Origin of the sequence: Aggregatimonas sangjinii, from assembly GCF_005943945.1 — a bacterium.
Taxonomy (GTDB): Bacteria; Bacteroidota; Bacteroidia; order Flavobacteriales; family Flavobacteriaceae; genus Pelagihabitans; species Pelagihabitans sangjinii.
The window spans coordinates 4,188,773-4,207,250 of sequence record NZ_CP040710.1 but is presented as its reverse complement, the minus strand read 5'-3'; the positions used below and the strand labels follow the sequence as shown (position 1 = coordinate 4,207,250).

Annotated in this window: 15 protein-coding genes; 10 read left to right on the top strand and 5 right to left on the bottom strand. The window is 42.9% G+C overall.

What is annotated here, in order from left to right; all coding sequences use genetic code 11:
• Positions 1 to 44 precede the first annotated feature (44 nt).
• The 4 genes from FGM00_RS17595 to FGM00_RS17580 form a co-directional block, all read right to left on the bottom strand.
• Positions 45 to 1,586 carry a SusD/RagB family nutrient-binding outer membrane lipoprotein gene (locus FGM00_RS17595; RefSeq protein WP_236262839.1) on the bottom strand — a complete coding sequence of 514 codons (1,542 nt, stop codon included), beginning with the start codon at positions 1,584 to 1,586 and terminating at the stop codon, positions 45 to 47.
• A 10-nt stretch (positions 1,587 to 1,596) separates the two neighbouring features.
• Positions 1,597 to 4,800 (bottom strand): SusC/RagA family TonB-linked outer membrane protein, encoded by a 3,204-nt coding sequence (locus FGM00_RS17590; protein ID WP_138854178.1) that lies wholly within the window; start codon positions 4,798 to 4,800, stop codon positions 1,597 to 1,599.
• A gap of 82 nt (positions 4,801 to 4,882) precedes the next feature.
• Entirely contained in the window at positions 4,883 to 5,578 is a 696-nt protein-coding gene (locus tag FGM00_RS17585; protein ID WP_138854177.1) for a TIGR04282 family arsenosugar biosynthesis glycosyltransferase, read from the bottom strand.
• 112 nt (positions 5,579 to 5,690) lie between these two features.
• Positions 5,691 to 7,208, bottom strand: a complete 1,518-nt coding sequence (locus FGM00_RS17580; protein ID WP_138854176.1) for a CotH kinase family protein — start codon at positions 7,206 to 7,208, stop codon at positions 5,691 to 5,693.
• 686 nt (positions 7,209 to 7,894) lie between these two features.
• Between FGM00_RS17580 and FGM00_RS17575 the strand changes: the two genes are divergently transcribed.
• Positions 7,895 to 8,680 carry a patatin-like phospholipase family protein gene (locus FGM00_RS17575; RefSeq protein WP_138854175.1) on the top strand — a complete coding sequence of 262 codons (786 nt, stop codon included), beginning with the start codon at positions 7,895 to 7,897 and terminating at the stop codon, positions 8,678 to 8,680.
• Positions 8,681 to 8,705: 25 nt separating this feature from the next.
• On the opposite strand, the gene FGM00_RS17570 is transcribed toward FGM00_RS17575, so the two are convergent.
• Entirely contained in the window at positions 8,706 to 9,755 is a 1,050-nt protein-coding gene (locus tag FGM00_RS17570; RefSeq protein ID WP_138854174.1) for a ferredoxin--NADP reductase, read from the bottom strand.
• Positions 9,756 to 9,898: 143 nt separating this feature from the next.
• Here FGM00_RS17570 and FGM00_RS17565 point away from each other — a divergent pair, with 143 nt between their 5' ends.
• The 9 genes from FGM00_RS17565 (at position 9,899) to FGM00_RS17525 (ending at position 18,474) form a co-directional block, all read left to right on the top strand.
• A complete protein-coding gene (locus tag FGM00_RS17565; protein ID WP_138854173.1) occupies positions 9,899 to 11,368 on the top strand; it encodes a DUF5687 family protein in 1,470 nt (489 codons plus the stop codon).
• 157 nt (positions 11,369 to 11,525) lie between these two features.
• Positions 11,526 to 12,242, top strand: a complete 717-nt coding sequence (locus FGM00_RS17560; protein WP_138854172.1) for an ABC transporter ATP-binding protein — start codon at positions 11,526 to 11,528, stop codon at positions 12,240 to 12,242.
• 168 nt (positions 12,243 to 12,410) lie between these two features.
• Complete coding sequence (locus FGM00_RS17555) at positions 12,411 to 12,611, top strand: hypothetical protein (protein ID WP_138854171.1); 201 nt, start codon at positions 12,411 to 12,413, stop codon at positions 12,609 to 12,611.
• A gap of 186 nt (positions 12,612 to 12,797) precedes the next feature.
• Positions 12,798 to 13,145 (top strand): YciI family protein, encoded by a 348-nt coding sequence (locus FGM00_RS17550; RefSeq protein WP_138854170.1) that lies wholly within the window; start codon positions 12,798 to 12,800, stop codon positions 13,143 to 13,145.
• The gene (locus FGM00_RS17545; protein ID WP_236262837.1) at positions 13,142 to 14,419 is read left to right on the top strand and encodes an RNA polymerase sigma factor; all 1,278 of its coding nucleotides are present in this window, start codon (positions 13,142 to 13,144) and stop codon (positions 14,417 to 14,419) included. Before FGM00_RS17550 ends, FGM00_RS17545 begins: the two co-directional genes overlap by 4 nt.
• Before the next feature lie 410 nt (positions 14,420 to 14,829).
• On the top strand, positions 14,830 to 17,385 hold the full coding sequence (gene porW, locus FGM00_RS17540; protein WP_138854169.1) for a type IX secretion system periplasmic lipoprotein PorW/SprE: 2,556 nt from the start codon (positions 14,830 to 14,832) through the stop codon (positions 17,383 to 17,385).
• Between the two features lie 3 nt (positions 17,386 to 17,388).
• Positions 17,389 to 17,865: a bactofilin family protein gene (locus tag FGM00_RS17535; protein ID WP_138854168.1), complete on the top strand. Its 477-nt coding sequence runs from the start codon at positions 17,389 to 17,391 to the stop codon at positions 17,863 to 17,865.
• A complete protein-coding gene (locus tag FGM00_RS17530) occupies positions 17,843 to 18,070 on the top strand; it encodes an AtpZ/AtpI family protein (RefSeq protein ID WP_138854167.1) in 228 nt (75 codons plus the stop codon). The genes FGM00_RS17535 and FGM00_RS17530 overlap by 23 nt, the downstream gene beginning before the upstream one ends.
• Positions 18,070 to 18,474, top strand: a complete 405-nt coding sequence (locus FGM00_RS17525) for a hypothetical protein (RefSeq protein ID WP_138854166.1) — start codon at positions 18,070 to 18,072, stop codon at positions 18,472 to 18,474. The genes FGM00_RS17530 and FGM00_RS17525 overlap by 1 nt, the downstream gene beginning before the upstream one ends.
• The last annotated feature ends 4 nt before the right edge of the window (positions 18,475 to 18,478 follow it).

The window sequence follows — 18,478 nt, the reverse complement described above, 5'->3', positions numbered from 1 at the left end:
GATTATAGAACCAGCACGGCCAACTGCTTAACTAGCTTGCCTCCTTAATCGTCCCACCAAACCCGTACGTTAATACTGTTCCCTTCGGTAGCCTCTGCCGCCTTGGAGTAATTTACATTGTTCAAAGCCGCTTCTTCAGCAGGATACGGCATGCGCACTGGAATCAAATCGTCGTTTAAACTTGCCGAAATAGTTTGTAACTGCGGAAATCCTGTTCTCCTATATTCAATCCACCCTTCATAACCGTTGATCATATTGGCTATCCACTTTTGGGTGATGATTTGCTGTAGCGCACTCGTTCCCGGAGCTGCATATGCTCCCTCTGCGTTGAGGTAGTTTTCCGGTAAGGATACGTTCCAATAGGCGAAGGCCTGGCTCACACCCAACTCGTAAAGTTCTTGTGCATCACCGGATATCAAGCCCTTTTCGGCGGCTTCCGCCAAGAGGAAATGGGTTTCCCAGCTCGTCATAAAATTGGCATCCAAAGCCCCGGTATTTTCCCTAAAAATCGTTCCGGCCAAGGAGTAGTCAGCCAGGGCGATAGAGGTCTGCGAGGCATCGATACCATTTAGAAGACCGTTGAAATCCCCGCTCATGCTATTCCCAAAAGGGCGGAAAAGTGTAGCGATTCTCGGGTCGTTGAGCTCGGTTAGGATATCATCCATCGTCTCCGACAGCACGAAGTTGTTGAAATCGCCGATACGTAAACGCGCCAAACGGAAGTTGTTGGGTTCGCCATCGGTAAAATCGAATGTTGCATTCTGATTGCTCTCGCTGATGAAATTTCCATCCGAAACCACATTCTGCAAGGTTTGGGAAACATCCATCTTATCCGAAATGCGTATCAGGTATTTGATTTTTAGGGAATTTGCAAAACGCGACCATCCATCTAAATCCCCATTAAAGAGAATATCCCCCTCAAGGGCGATAGTTCCGGAATAGTTTTGAATGGCGGCGATACCTTTATCCAAATTGTCTAAAATGCCATCTTCATCCATATATATTGATTCTTGGCTATCGTATATGGGAGTAACCGTGGCATTAGACCCTCGAAATGCCTCGAAATAGGGCACGTCCCCAAAAATATCGGTCAATGCAGCGGCCATATAGGCTTTCATGATTCGTGACGGACCTTCGTATACGGCAAACGTTTCGTTTTCGAGCGCTAGGTTCAACATAATTTCATTGTCTCTAAGATTCGTGTACAAAATAGGCCAGGGATTGCCCCCCAATTGGGGCGATTTAAGGTTATGCCGGTCGAAAAGATTAAAATCCAGAGCCGTGGTGTACTGTCCTAAAAGATTGCCTGCCGTGAAGCCTTCGTAAGACATTTGCTCCCCATAATCATAGACGACCTGACGCAATAGCAAACTGGGCTGTACGGCAACTGGGGAATTCGGATTGGTATTGATTTCCTCAAAGTCCTGGGTACAGGAGGTGAAAAACACAAACACAAGCAATAAGCACGAGCTGGCTTTTCGAGCGTAGTCGAGAACAACAGAAGGGGCTACTTTTTTTAAAGTAAACCGTCTTTGGGGAGACAACCATTCTCTAAACACCATTATTAATTTATATATAAAGTTCATTATGCTAATTTTAAAAGTTAAACCCTGCCTTAAATCCGAAACTTCGGGTGGTAGCATATGACATATCTTCGATCCCGCTTATAAAGCCTTGGCCTTGCACGGCCAGTTGCTCCGGGTCAAAATGTGGGTTCTCGGTGATAGCAAACAAGTTCCTTCCGATTATGGATAGGCTTATGCTGGTATTTTGATTGAAAAAATTTAAGTTATCGAAGGTATAGCCGATAGCGAATTGCCGCAGTTTTAGGAAAGAGGCGTCGTAAGTATTGTTTTCTTCATGGTTGCGATCATAAAACTGCCGATAATAACTTTCCGCCGAAACTGCTACAGTGTTGGGCTCGTATACTGGAGCTTCGTTCGTACCTACATTTACCACGCCTTCGGGAACAATACCCGCTTCCGGACGGTTTTCCGTTTCGGCCAATTGTCCGCCAACATTACCCAAGGCTCGGGTTCTGGAAACGATGATTCCGCCTTGTCGCCAATCGAACAAAAAGCCTAGATTCCAATTTTTATAGTTGAACTGATTGTTAAAACCAAGGATAAAATCAGGATTGTAATTGCCTAGCTTTTGCAGGTTGTTGTCGGGAATGTAACGACCTTCGTCTGTGAGGATAAAATCGCCATCCTCATTTTTCAAATAACCCGTGCCATAGAGGTCCCCGACTCGCCCTCCCTCATCTACCTGTAAAAAAACCGTTTGGTTTTGGCTGTCATAGATTCTAGAATACGCCAGTGTTAACCGGCCATCTTCTTGCGGGAGGTCTTCGACCGTGGCACGGTTCGTACTAAAATTCAAAGTGCTGTTCCATCGAAAATTATCGGATATAATGGGCGAAATTCCAGCGATGATTTCCAAGCCTTTCGAACGGACTTTCCCACCATTCACTACCTGTTGGGTAAACCCGGAGGAAATTCCAATGGGCAAGGAAATGATCTGATCTTCGGTCAGGGCATTATAATACGATATATCGAATCGCAATTGGTCTCCGAAAAAACGAATATCCGCACCTACCTCAAAAGAAGAGGTACGCTCCGGCCTTAGATTCGGATTCGCTATGGAATTTTGGTTGCTGAAGGTAGGTTGACCATTAAATGGCGTTTGTGCTACAAAGGCGCCCGTAGTTTGGTAGGCATTGGTATCGTTCCCGACCTGTGCCCAGCTGGCACGGAGTTTCGCGAAGGAGACGAGCTCAGGAAGGTCTACCACGTTTGAAAGGATAAAACTACTGGACACCGAAGGATAGAAGAAAGAAGTATTGTCTACCGAAAAGGGAGTTGCCAACACACTTGACCAATCGTTCCGGCCGGTAACATCCACAAAAAGAAAATCTTTATATCCGAATTTGGCAATGCCATAAAAACTATTGATGCGTTTGTTGCTTTCAAATTCGAAGACTTCAATCGGCGATGCGGCGTTCGATAGTCTAAAAATACCCGGCTGCGCCAGAGACGTGGTCTGCGATTGTCCGGTAAATGCTTTTTGGTCCAACCGATTTCCGCCTAATGAGACGTCCACTTTAAAATCATTGAAGACATTACTGTAATTGATCAAGAAATCGGTATTTATTTCCCTAAAAAACACATCGTGCTCGGCATAACCACCATTACTGAATCGGTTGGAGCTAAATGCACGACGCAATTGCCGCAATTCGCTGCTATAGTCCATTCCCGTGCGCACGGTGGCAGTCAGGTGTTGCGTAATATCATAGCTGGCGGATATGTTTCCAAAAACCCGGTCTCTATTGAAAGAGTTTCTATTTTCGAAAAGTATAAAATACGGATTGTCGAAAAAGGTGTAATTGAACGAGTACTGTTGTGTGCCTTCTAGACCGGGCTGCCAATAATTTCTAAGATTATCGATATTTAAGGAACGCGGTCCCCATGCTACCAAAGAGTAATTGACGTTTTCGGAGCCGTAACCGTTCGAGGGGCGGTTGTCACTTTGTGAGTTTATATAGCTGATCGTACTGTTGATGCGCAGTTTTTCGGTCGGTCGAAAACCTAATTTAGCGCTAACGGTCTGCCGATCAAGATTTACTCCGGGAATGATCGACTCGCTTCGGAGGTCGGTAAAGGAGAGCCGGATATCACCTTTATCAAAACCCGATGAAATCGCGATGTTATTGATAAAGGTCGTTCCGGTCTGGTAAAAATTCTTCAAATTGTCGGGGTTTGAGGTAAAGGGCGTTGCCGTGATGGGCAGCCCGTTATATAAAGCCGTATCGCCCCCCCGTACAATACTGCCATCCGGCAAGGTAACGGGGCTATCGAATTGCGGAATCAGGTTGCCCACATCCAATCGGGGGCCCCAGCTGTACGTAATGTTATCATTGGTACCGCCGCCCAAACCATCAACATAAGCAAATTCACCGGAGTTTCCTTGTCCGAAAGTATTCTGAAAATCCGGTAATCGAAAGGCGGAATCCACAAAGAAGCTAGTGTTATAACTAATGCCCAAACCTTTGCTCTTGGCCCCACTTTTAGTTTCGATAACGATAACCCCGTTCGATGCTCGTGTCCCGTATAGCGCCGCGGCACTCGGGCCTTTAAGGACAGAAACTTCTGCGATATCGTCGGGATTTACTTCCATGGCACCATTCCCAAAATCAATTTCCTGAAAGCCAGCAGCCGCCTCATTGGTAAAGTTGAAAACCGAATTATTGTTTATTGGTACCCCATCGACGACAAAAAGTGGATTGTTGTTCGAGAACGAGGCCTCCCCACGAATGGTGATTTTTGAGGAAGAACCAACGCCGGTCGCCCCTTGGTTGATGGTTACCCCGGCCAGTTTTCCTGAAAGATTGTCCAAAAAGTTAATTGATTTTACTTCAGTAATACTTTCAGAATCAAGGCTTTGTACGACATATCCAAGCTCCTTGGTTTCGCGCCGAACCCCTAAAGCAGTGATGACCACCTCCGAAAGTTCTTCGGAAGCTTCGGTCAGTGTTACATTCAAGGTTCCTGAAGTGTCAAAAGGAACTTCCGCAGGGGTATAGCCGAGAATTGAGAAGCGCAATACCCCCGAATTCAGAGGTATGGTAATGGAGTAGTCTCCGTTTTCATCTGTGGTGGCTCCTGTTTCGGTATCCACTGCCAAAATATTGACAAAAGGTATGGGTACCTTATTTTCATCGGTTACCGTTCCATTAATAATGGTTTGTGAAAAGCCCGTTGTGGCAAAGCAAACGGCCATTGCAAAATAAATATATTTCATCAAGGGTATTTAAAAGAATTACAACAATCGGCCCGCACTGAATTTTCTTCCTTAAGGATCGAATTCGGCTGTAGGCAGGAATTTAAGCGGATTGAAGTAGAAGGGGGGAACCCTTGTTGTGGGGTAATCTGAAGTGAAGATTTTCTACACGTAATATGTAACACGCCGACGTTTTTTCGGCTTCCTCTAAAATTTGAAGAAGTATTTGAAAGATTTTAACAGGAATAGCGTAAGCGTATGAAAGAAACGATTTGATATCGGCCACAGTATCGATATCGAACAGCATTGGTAGTCGAAACACATGCATCGTATTGGAGACCAAACTTAACAGTTGCTTTGAAAGTTTCGAGGTCTGCCAATCCAATTGGCGGAAGGCATTACCATCGAACTGATCTTTATGCAATCCCATGAGATAAAAACCCCCGTCGGTTGCTGGCCCGATGACAAACTTATTATTTTCAAGCTGTCTTTCCGCCTCGGTAATGTGCTGTGGTCTTAATTGTGGGGAATCGTTGCCTATGGTAATTACACGTTCAAAACCCCTATCGTACACCGCTTGAATAGCATTCGTAAAGCGTTCGCCGAATGTTTTGCCGAATTGGTGTTTTTCGCTAAAATGAAAATAGGGAAGCCGTGTTTTTTCAACGGTTTCAAGGGTATGGTTGGTCAATGCGTCGAACAAAACATCACCTCTGGCAATAGCCTTATGCTTCACTTCCTCTCGGGAAGAGTTGGCGAAGACCAAAATGGCCGTCTTTGATGTATTGTTCTGGTTCATGTTTTCAGCGCTCCTACAAACTTACGAAGAATTCTTAGCTATCCGATAAAGTAATCCGCTATGATTTCAATCGTTGCCGTCGCGCCTATTTTATGAAATGATGGCCAAAAACCTAAAGATTTGCGAAATAGCCATCGAGAAAGGCCATTCTACTGGAAATCCACGATTTGATAAAATCGATTTCCTGATCGCTGTAATTAAATGGAAATCCTTCCACCATTGCTTCTCGATCGTAGACTTTATTTCCTTGTAAAATTTGGTATGAATCATCGAACATGCCTTGAATTTCGCCGGTAGCAAGTACGTTGCCCCTTAGGTCGTTCCATCTCGTTTTGAGCGACGAGACATATTCGGGATTCAACAACATTTTCTCATACAGCACATTTCTGATTAAAATTTGGTCAGTGATATTGATACGTTCACCTGTCCAGGTATTACCAAAAGTCCCATCCAAATCCCATGGCACGAAAAAATAAGGAGAGTTTTCGTCATATCGGGCGGTATAAACGTTTTTACCCCAATTGTCATGTGCGAAAGTCACATTCATAAAGATGAAATAATCGACCATGTTGTCAATATCCAAACGTTCCGCTATGGTAGCATCAAATGTTGCCTGATCGTTGTTCACAACAAAATCGGTAAAGGCATGTAGATTGGTCCAATCCAACTCCCCCATATCATCTGGATATTTGGCCTCATATCCACCCCATACCAGACTTGAATTACTAAAAGGTGTTACAGCCCTAAAAAGAAGGGGGTCGTCCCATTGCGAACCCTTAAAGAGCTCACCTCGTACTTGCTGGGTATTATCATCATATTTTTTAAGCTGTAATTGTTTTCTATCGATTTTCTCGGAAAGATAATAAACCCCCCGATACTCGTTATTGATAAAAAGTTCACAGAACTCCCGTTTTATTCCAAGAGTAATGTTCTCTTCCTGGCTGTAGGGGTATCTACCCATACGAAGCCATAACTCATGTGAAACATAATCTCTAAGATGTAAGGGTTCATTCCAAAGGCCATCCAAAATCCAATCGTCATCGTCACGCATTCCAAGTAAAGATGCATCTACCGTATCGGATTCTTCCGAATCAACCCATAACTCTATGCTAAAGCTCTTTTTCGGAAAGGTCTGTGAAAGACCACCCCTAATTTCGATACCCAAATCGCTTTCGAGAATGACTTCGCCGTTTTGCAATAGCCGAAAAGTACTTGCAATCTTAGGCTCGTCTACTATAACAGATCCTTTCGTGTCGATTGATATAATCGGCAATTCGGTCCTAAAAATGGTTATGGTATCATTGGCAAGTATTCCTGGGTACCCTTTCCCAAGTTTTAAATTAGTATCGGTGGTCTCTAAATATAGTGTATCGCTATTTACAACGATTTTACCCTGAAATTGTACATCGCTTCCATTGTAAAGAATTAACGAACGATTGGTGTCCTTTATAAATGCACTTTGCAAGGTAGACGCCTCGATAACAGGTTCGCCCGAGGAGTCTGGTTCGTCAGTCTGCTCTATCTCCGGCTCAATAAGGGGCTCAGTGTCATCTTTGCTGCACGATACGATCAGCAAACTTGCCAAAAAAGCAAGTGCAAATAGTATTGAAATCTTGAGTTCTCTTTTCATAGCGGGTAAATAAAAGGATTTCGGAGCATATAAAATAACTCAAAAGCATAAAGATAATAGCTCTATAAAAGCTAATGCGTTTAGTTAGACCAAACGTTCACTTTATCGGATGCATTTTTGCCACACTGTTTATCGGGTTCAATTTCACAACTATAATGCATGGCGATTTATTTTTGCGAATTGGGAAGAGCAATAAACGTACCAATCTAGATGACGTTGGTGCAAACTTCTGTTGATAGTATGCCCTGAAAATCGAACACCTTGTCCTTTAGAGATTTGGGCAAAAAATGGCGGTATTTCCTGAACATGCTCTTGGCGGGTTCGAAAAACCTTGTTTTTGATAGTTACGACCTAATTTTACTCGGAGTTCATAAGTAATTCCCTGTTTCCTTTGATTTAACTGATGGATAAAATGAGCAGGCTTGCGAGAAAGGCGAGGGCGAACAGCATTGAAACTTTTAATTCTCTTTTCATAGTTATAAAAAAATACAACTTCTGAGATGTTTGATGACCCTATGCAATTATGTTTTAATTCAAAAGCAAGATTACATTTGAGAACGGGTTGCCCAGATGAACATCAAGAACCACTATTTGAAGTAGTAGTTTTGATTACCAAAAACGCTCCGAAATAATTAAGTAATTTTGACGAGTAGCAGGAATGGACAACTGAATAAGGAGTATTAATAATGGGATTATTCGAATCTAAGTCTATCGGACTAGTACTTTCTGGAGGTGGCGTTAGGGGTATGGCGCATATCGGGGTATTGCGGGCAATGCAGGAACGCGATATTTCAGCCCAAATCGTATCCGGAAGTAGTGTAGGCGCCTTGGTCGCCGCGCTGTATGCCAATGGGAATTCCATTGCTGATATGCTGTCATTCTTTAAGGAAACTCCCTTGTTTCGCTATAATTTCATTACCATCCTCAAACCCGGCCTTGTTGATACCGAAAGGTATATTGATATCTTTAAGGGGTATTTCCCCGAAGATGATTTTTCAGCCCTAGAGCGCAAGTTGTTCGTGGTCGCTACCAATCTACAAAAGGGGGAAGAAGAGTTTTTTAGTACTGGGGAGATGATACGCCCGCTATTGGCATCCGCTGCCTTGCCTCCCGTTTTTAGTCCGGTAAACATTCACGATTGCTTGTATGGCGATGGCGGAATAATGAACAATTTCCCATTGGAACCGGTAAAGGGTAAGGTTGATTTTATGATAGGAAGTAATGTATCGGTCATAAAAAAAGTAGACAAGAAACAAATTCGATCTTCTTTTCAATTAGCAAGTCGCACCTCGGCTTTGATGATCTATGCCATCAACCGGGCAAAAATCCATCAATGCGATTTGATTATCGAACCTATGGAGTTGGATAAAATAGGCGTTCTCGACAAAGCGGGAATAGAAAGAGCCTACATTATTGGCTACGAATACGCCTCTAGAAAGTTCGACGCCTTAGAAAAAAAAACGGACAAATAGTAACAGTTCGCCGCAGGCAAGTCGACTACACATCATCATAATCTACCTTCAAAATAGGTGTTACTGGATGCGCTTGACAAGTGAGAATCAAGCCTTCTTCAATTTCGCCATCCGTTAAAATCTGATTTTTGACCATGGTCGCTTTCCCTTCCGTAACACGGGCGATACAACTACTACACACCCCGCCTTGGCAAGAGTAGGGCGCATCGATATTTTCCTTAAGCACAGCGTCTAGCACAAGCATTTTCTTGTTCATGGTAAAAGAGAAAACTTCATCGTCAACGGTTACTTGTACTTGTGTCTCGCCTTCTGGGGTTATGGGAAGTTCGTCCTTGATTTCGGTAGCGGTAAACAATTCAAAATGAATTTTATCCTTTGGAACGTTGTTCTCCAATAAAGTATCGGTCACCAAGTGAATCATGGCCTCGGGACCACAAAGATAAAAGGCGTCAAATGAAATATTCTTATGCTTGTTTTTTAGGGCATAATTGACGGTAGAAGTATCTATTCGACCAAAGAGCGCATTGTCTTCCATGGTTTCACTATTGGTAAAATACACGAAAAATCTATTGGCATGATCGAGCTCTAATTTTACCAAATCTTTGTAAAACATGGTTTCTTCATACGACTTGTTGCCATAAACCAGCACGAATACATTCTTAGGGTTACTGGCTAAGACGGTTTTTGCGATACTCATGATCGGGGTGATACCACTACCGGCGGCAAAGGCGGCAATATGCTTTGGAGTATCGGAAGGCTTAAAGGCAAAACGTCCCTCTGGCGGCATGACTTCCAAAGTATCGCCGATCGATAGTTTGGAGTTGGCGAAATCGGAGAATCCACCACGATCTACTTTTTTCACGCCTATGGTAATCGCAGCGCTTTTAGGCGACGAACTAATAGAGTAGGCCCTGCGCAGTTCCTTGCCCTTAATATCTTTTTTTATGGTGATATATTGCCCTGCCGTAAAGGTGAAGGTTTGAACGAGTTCTTTTGGAATATCGAGAGTAACGGCTACCGAACTGGGGGTTAGTTTTTCAATATGTTTTACGGTCAGGGAGTAAAAATCGGCCATTTGGTTTCTTTTTTTAAACTAGGATGCAAAATTACGCATTGAAATGCCCAATTGAAACGGAAGGTGCAAAAAAATCGGATCTACTTTGTAACAAAGCACTATTTTTAGAACACTAATCTTCCAAATCAGATAACCGACCCTTTATGTTCAAACACTTCGTCCGCCTTCAATGGAAATCGTTTTTCAGGTCCTCCTCTTTCGGAAAGAGTTTAGGAATGAAACTCGTGATGGGCTTTTTCGCGTTGTACATGCTGGTAAGTCTATTGGTCTCCGGAGGAGGAATGTATTTTATCCTCAAAAAGGCATTCCCGGACGTAGACCCTTTGATTATCGTAAGCCGTTACATGGTATACTGGATTCTTGCGGAGCTTTTTCTGCGTTATTTTATGCAAAAACTGCCTGTATTGGATGTGAAGCCACTGCTGACCATACCGGTTAAAAAAAGTAGCATTACCCATTATATTCTAGCGCGTTCCGGAATATCGTTTTATAACGTTCTATCGTTGTTTTTCTTTTTGCCATTTGCTGTGGTATTGCTATTCAATGGTTATCCGGCTACAAAAGTGATACCATGGTTAGCCGCCCTGATCGGTATCGTACTCTCCATTAACTACATCAATTTCATCATTAACAAAAACGACAAGGCCCTTATTGCTATCGGGGGTCTGCTAATCGGACTTTACGCCTTGGATTATTTTAGCATTTTCCCGGTTCGCCACACGGTGGGAAATCTCTTTTATGCCTTATACCAGTACCCGGTTCTTGCAATCGTTCCCATTCTGGTCGCAATGGGTACATATTATATCGACTACAACTATCTCCGCGATAAACTATTTTTGGATACATCGCTCAAAACGAAGACGAAACTTGCCGAAACCTCTGATCTGGCATGGACGAAACGTTTTGGGGATATTGCTCCGTTCATGCAACTCGATCTAAAATTAATTTGGCGGAACAAACGCACGAAGGTGCAAGCATTTATGTCGCTGGCCATGGTTTTTTACGGACTTATTTTCTACGGAATGGATACGTATGGAGCTACCTCAACGATTTACGTCTTCGTGGGAATTTTTATGACCGGAATGTTCCTGTCGAACTTCGGACAGTTTATCCCTGCTTGGGATAGTGAATATTACAGTATGATGATGTCTCAGAATATTCCGTTGCGAAAATACTTGGAATCGAAGGTGGTCCTTATATCGGTCAGTATTGTTGTAATGTTCCTGCTTTCTATACCTTATGTATATTTTGGATGGAGGGCATTGGCCATCAATGCGGCCTGCGCTATCTACAATTTTGGCGTGAACATACCGGTAATATTGTACTTCGGTTCGTTCAATAAAAAACGTATCGACCTTACTAAAAGCGCTCTGGGGAACACCCAAGGCATGAGCGCTACGCAGTTTTTGGTACTTCTTCCTTTAATGGTCGTTCCCTGTATCCTCTACTTTGTATTAAAAACGTTCGTTTCTTTCGAGGTGGCGATCGGAGTACTGAGTACTTTCGGAATTATAGGTCTTGCCTTTCGCAACCAACTGATGCACCTGGTAACGGAAGCGTATCGCAAAAAGAAATACGGAATGATCGCGGGCTTTAAAGAGAAGAACAGCTAAAGGTGTCAGGCTGAGCGCTCCCGAAACTTCGGGGGAAGAGCTTGATGCCCCATAGGTGTTTCGAAGTCGCTCAAATTTAGATTTAATTGAAAAGATTCCCACCTGAGTTTATCCTGAACGCAGGCGAAGAATGGGAATGAAACTAAAAACAGTATTGATGATTACAGTAAAAAACCTTTCAAAAAAATACGGCACCCAATTGGTATTGCATATCGAGGATCTGGAAATTCCCAAGGGCCAGAGTTTCGGGCTTGTCGGGAATAACGGGGCCGGCAAAACAACCTTGTTCAGTTTGCTACTCGATTTAATCCAGCCAACGACAGGTCATATCGTGAACAATGATATTCAAGTTGATAAAAGTGAAGACTGGAAGCCTTTTACCTCCTCCTTTATCGACGAAACCTTTCTCATTGGATACCTGACCCCTGAGGAATACTTCTATTTCATCGGGGAATTACGAGGTCAGAACAAAGCCGATGTGAATGCCCTACTGACCAACTTTCAGGATTTCTTTCATGGGGAGATTTTGGGGCAAAATAAATACTTACGGGACCTTTCCAAGGGAAACCAGAAAAAAGCGGGCATTGTAGCCTCCTTTATCGGCAAGCCAGAAGTAGTGATTCTGGATGAGCCTTTTGCAAACCTCGACCCCACCACACAAATACGCTTAAAAGGTATCATCAAAAACCTGGCCGATACCCAAGGGGTAACCGTATTGGTCTCTAGTCACGATTTAATGCATGTAACCGAAGTTTGCGAACGTATAGTCGTGCTAAATAAAGGCGAAGTGGTCAAGGATATTAAAACATCGACAGAAACCTTACGTGAACTCGAGTCCTTCTTCGGGGAAAGTATTCTGGAGGTCAAGGAATAACGGAAGGATTTTTGAAGACCGTTCAAAATCCCTTTAGTTTGGTAAGGATTTAAGCCCCTGTGCTATTGTAATCTAGAGCAAAGACGTTTTTTGTAACGAATTGATTAATATTTGATTGAAGCTATTTGAATTTTAGAATCTCAAAGCAGAAATGATTTAGCTGTTTAGTTGAAAAAAAAAGCATATTTAAAAGGTATGCACTTTATACCTGCTGTCATCAATAGTACCAAAAGTTGCCTATTTTTAAAAGGCGGTAATTTTAGAAACAACTTTACCATTGGTAGGATTCCCCCCCAAGCTATCTTGGCCCGTGTATCTTCTTTGGATGTATTGATTTTGAAGGTCACCACGAGAAAAGGTCTTAAATAATCCGGATTGACTCTCAATGATTTACATATAATCTTTTATCTTAATGTCTAATAACGCAGTGGTCTTACGTCTTTAACTGACGGCAATTTTTAAAAGTGTGATGATTTTTTTGAAATTGTGTCCAATTACTGAAACCCCGCTCCGTCATAAGGGCAAACAATCTGTTTAATCCTAAAATGTAAAACAATGAAAAACTTTATGATGATTTTTATCGGGGCCGATTACCAAGAACTGGGCCTATCCCCAGAGGAATTGCAAAATCGAATGGGGAAATGGTTCGCTTGGGGCCAGAAAATGGAATCGCAGGGCATTCTTAAGGGAGGCGAAGCATTGGTACCGAACGTGAAACGTGTCATCGGCCAGAAACGAACGGTGAGCGATGGTCCTTTCGCCGATAGTAAGGAAATCATAGGCGGCTATTATACGGTAACCGCCGAAAATGCCGATGCGGTTGTAGAAATCGCGCAAGACTACCCGGATTACGATTTAGGAGGAACGGTAGAAATTCGCGAAATAATGGTTTTCGATCAATGATGGAGCATAAAATCGTCGACCATCTTTTCAGGCATCACTACGGAAAGATGGTCGCTATTTTAACCCGTTATTTCGGGTTGTCGCATATCGAAACGATTGAGGATGCCGTACAGGACACTTTTTTAAAGGCGACGCTGCTTTGGCGTAAGCAAATTCCGGAAAATCCGGAGGCCTGGCTGACCAGCGTGGCCAAAAACCGGACGATAGATTTGCTGCGAAGTTCCAAGGCGGCAAATAACCGTTCGCAAAAGGTAGCATTGAATACTGCTGCAGTTGTTCCGATGGTGGAACCCTTTCTAGACCATGAGATAGAGGACAGTCAACTTCGTATGATTTTTGTCGCGTGCCATCCGAGTTTAAAACCCAAGGAACAAATCGCTTTCGCATTAAGGACCATATCCGGATTCAGTTCCAAGGAAATCGCCGCTGCCCTTCTAACCAAGGAAAACACCATTGCCAAACGCTTGACCAGGGCCAAAAAAGCGATCATTGCCAATAAGCTACAATTCGATTTTCCGCCTGCGAGCGAGATGCAAGCGCGGGTAGTTCGCGTTATGGAAATCATCTATTTGACCTTTAACGAAGGCTTTCATTCTACAAATACCGAAAATGTGGTGCGCGGCGATCTTTGCGGCGAAGCCATTCGACTGTGTAAACTGTTGCTCAAAAAGGAAAAATTTAGATCGGGAAGCTTATATGCGCTATTTGCGTTATTGTGCTTTCATGCCTCACGTTTAGAGAGCAAAACCAATGCTCAAAATGAAATTGTCGATATTCGGGATCAAGATAGAAGTACGTGGTATTTTCCGCTTATTGAGATGGGCAATAGCGCGATGAACAAGGCAATGGCGTATGATGAGGTTTCCGCATACCACTATGAAGCCGCAATCGCCGCTGAGCATCTCAAAGCCAAAACCTTTGCCGAAACGGACTGGGAAAGAATTCTGGATTGGTATACCAAACTTCAAGAACTGCAACCCAGTGCCTTTAATTTGCTGCATATGGCTATCGTAAATCTACAACTTCGGAACTTTGAGGTTGCTAAGCAATTATTAGACACCTTACCTGTGTCCGACCTTGAGCAAAGGGAATATTTGTATTATGGCTGCTATGCTGAATATTACGCGAAAAAAAACGATTTGATACTGGCCATCCCCTATCTCGAAAAAGCGATTTTGAGGACTTCGAACAATCAAGAAAGGCGGTATTTGAAGCAGAAAAAAATAGCGCTTGAAAATCGGTTGAAAGGGTCGAAAAATTCCAAATTTTCGTAAAAAACGATAGGTAAAAAAAGGGGCGCAGGTAAATTAACAAGCCCTTCCACACATCTACCCTTAACAATCCAGAACAAACCAAGCAGTCTGTTTCCTCCCAATAATGAACTGCTCCCATAGCAATTTTACTCGATTTTAAGGTCTGGATTCCTCCTTGAAAGGTAATAATTGCAGCTATTGATAGATGAATTACCTTTGTTGCCGACCATATAGTCGGTAAAGGCTCGATTATTTGAAACGTGAACCATTACACTTGGCCAGGTTTTGTCTTAAAATATGCTGGAAAAAGAGCGTCCGAGTCCCTTCAAAGTCAATAATTCTTGCATCCTTATCCTTTTTATGTATTTTACCGATGAACTGCATACTAAACCTAAAGTTTTTAAGTTAGATAAATACGGATATATACTATTTTGAAATTTCAATTTAAACTTATTGTTTTCCTCATTTTAAGTGGATTGGCTTTTACAGCCTGTTCCACCAAAAAAGATGCGTTTGTCAACCGGAACTTTCACGCATTGAATACAAAGTACAATGTACTCTACAATGGCAATATCGCTTTTGAGGAAGGTCGTGAAGAGTTGAACGCGAGTTATCGCGATGATTTTTGGGAACTACTGCCGGTAGAACGTTTGGAAGTGACCGATGAGATCAAATTGGATTCCGAAGACAACAATCCCAATTTTATCATTGCCGAGGAAAAAGCGACAAAGGCCATACAGAAGCATAGTATGGATATTAAGGACAATCAGCGCAACCCACAAATAGATGAGGCTTTTATCCTTCTGGGCAAGGCGCGGTATTTTGATCAACGTTACATCCCCGCATTGGAAGCGTTCAATTACGTCATCAAAAAATTCAGCTATGCCAATCAACTAAACGAGGCATACATATGGCGCGAAAAGGTCAATATCCGATTGGAAAATGAAGATTTGGCCATCAAGAACCTGAAGCGCTTGATGAAATTCGAAGAGTTGACGGATCAAGAAAATGCCGATGCCCGGGCGATGATGGCACAGGCCTACATCAATCTCGACAGCATTGATAAGGCGCTTAAGCAATTAAAGGTCGCCTCGTACTACACCAAGAAAAACCCGGAAAAGGGAAGGTATTACTATATCATAGGGCAATTGTACAACCAACTGGGTCAGAAAGACAGCGCGAACTACGCTTTTGACAAAGTCATCGAACTAAATCGCAAATCGCCGCGAGTGTACATGATCAATGCCGAAATTCAAAAGATCCGCAACGTTGAGGTGAATGCGGTAAACGAAGCGGAAGTATTGGAGCACCTGACCGAATTAGAGGAAAATCGTGAAAATAGGCCATTTTTAGACAAAATCTACCGTCAGATCGCCGAGTACCACTTGGAACAAGAATCCGATAGTCTGGCCCTACTTTACTTCAATAAATCATTGCGGGCCACTAGGGAAGGGCCGAAATTAAACGCCTTGAACTACGAGAACTTGGCAGAATATAACTTTGACGACAACCAGTACAAGTTTGCTGGCGCTTATTTTGACAGTGTTCTGACAAACCTCCCCGAGAACACCAAAAAATTTCGGGCGATTAAGAAAAAGCGCGATAATCTTGAAGATGTAATCGCTTACGAGGATGTGGTGCACTATGCCGATAGCGTCATTACGCTATACGAGATGTCGCCCGAGGACCGAGTGGCCTATTTCGAAGAATATATTGCCGAGTTGAAACGGATCGCTGACGAAGAAGCAGCAAAAGAAGAAAAGATGCGGAACGATGGTTTTGATGCTTTCGGGGAATCGAAAGGGGGGCAGGAGAACAAAGGGAAGTTCTATTTTTACAACATTACCAGTTTAGGCTACGGGAAAACTGATTTTGAGCAACGATGGGGAGACCGTCCCTTGGAAGACGATTGGCGTTGGAGCAACAAAACCCGCTCGTTGCCAGCCAGCGCTATCAATAATGGTGTCGTGCAAAGCGATAGTACGGCGGTAGCACCTACCGAGAACGAAAAATTCGATGTGGCTTTCTATACCGACAGAATTCCTACCGATGTCACCATTATCGACAGTTTAAAGACCGGGCGCAACTTTGCGAATTATCAATTGGGCCTTATTTACAAGGAGAAATTCAAGGAAAATCTCTTGGCCGCCGGAAAGCTGGAAGAAGTACTGCGGTCCGACCCGGAAGAACGTCTTATCCTTCCTTCAAAATACAACTTGTATAAAATCTATGAAGAAGAAGAGAGCCCCTTGTTGGCCACAATGCGGGCCGATATCCTGAAAAACCATGGCGATTCGCGCTATGCGGAAATCATTTTGAACCCGTCCGCTATTTTAGAGGGCGATGATGATGGTCCGGATGCACGCTATGGCAGATTGTTCAAAAAATATCAGAATCAAGAATTCTTGGCTACCATTACAGGTGCCGAGGAAAATATAACCCGCTATACCGGAGATCCCATCGTACCAAAATTCGAGATGCTCAAAGCAAATGCCATCGGAAGACTCAACGGATACGAGCAATTCAAAGAGGCTTTGAACTATGTAGCGCTCACGTATCCCAATAATCCTGAAGGGAAGAAAGCCGAGCAAATGATATCGGAACAATTGCCCAAGCTGGAATCAAAGAGATTTTCGGAAGAAATCGGCTCAACTGGAACAGCGAATTGGAAGGTCGTTTTCCCCTTTAAACGCAGTGATACCGAGGGACCCGAAAAGTTGATGAAGATTTTAACACAGTCTATAAAAGATTTGAAATATAAGAACGTTGTTTCAAAAGATATTTATACCTTGGAAGACCTTTTTGTGGTCGTACATGGTTTTGACTCGAAACAGCGAGCCTTGGGCTACGCCGAATTGATAAAAAACAATAAGGATTACAGAATAATGAACCGAAATTTTGTGATTCTATCGGATAATTACAAAATCATTCAAGTACATAAAAATTTAACAGCATACAATAACCGAATTTTAACCCCAAAACCCTAACACATGTTCTCAGATAATAAAAGACCCATGAACGAAATGGGCGGTCAGCCAAACAGAATCGAAAAGAATACCAAAATAAAAGGAGATATCGTCTCTGAAGCTGATTTTCGCATAGATGGTAAATTAGACGGCAATGTAAAAACTTCGGGAAAGGTGGTCATCGGTAAGGATGGGTACATTCACGGAAAGGTAGAATGCGTAAATGCCGATATCGAAGGCAGCTTTAACGGCGAGCTATTGGTTTCGAACTTACTTTCCTTAAAGTCGACCGCAGTCATCGAAGGCACGGTAAGCGTGACCAAATTGGCCGTTGAGCCGGGCGCGACCTTCAATGCCTCCTGTACAATGAAAGGTAAGGGTGGTTCTATGGGCAGCAGTAGCTCATCTAGCAGTAAGGATTCGAGCAGCAGCTCATCTTCGAGCAGCTTCAAATCTTCGCTAGGAACCGCAACTGCCAATGGACCAGCAAAAGCCTCCTAAGAAGAATACACTTAAGAATGCAGTAATGCTCTCGGGCATTGCTTTTGAAATGGGGGCCATCATCTTCTTGGCCGTTCAGGGCGGCCTTTGGCTTGACAAAAATTACCAAACCGAAAAACCGTATTATACGGCCATTGCCACGCTTATTGGTGTGGCAATTTCTATTTGGGTAGTTTTGCTGCAACTCAAGCGTATCAAACAATAATGCCGAAAATAAATCCAGTTGTAAGTTTTTTGCTCATCCTCTTGGTTGCCTTGGCTGGAATTTTTTTCACCCATATTACGCTTCTTGAACGGTTTGATGAACCGAAATACGGCAATCTTATTCAAACCTCTTATCTGGTCAATGCTGCCCTGGCCGCCTTTATTTATTTATTTTTGTTCATTTTTCAAAAGAAATTGAAAAATTACATCGGATACCTATTTATTGGAGGTAGTTTTATAAAATTCACCGTTTTTTTTATTCTTTTTTATCCAGTGTACAGAAGTGATGGTGAAATGGATAAATTGGAGTTTGCGGCTTTCTTTGTTCCTTATGCGATCTGCCTTGTAATTGAGACCGTTTTTACCGCCAAAATGCTCAAAAAATTAGATAACAATGCCCTCTAAAAGA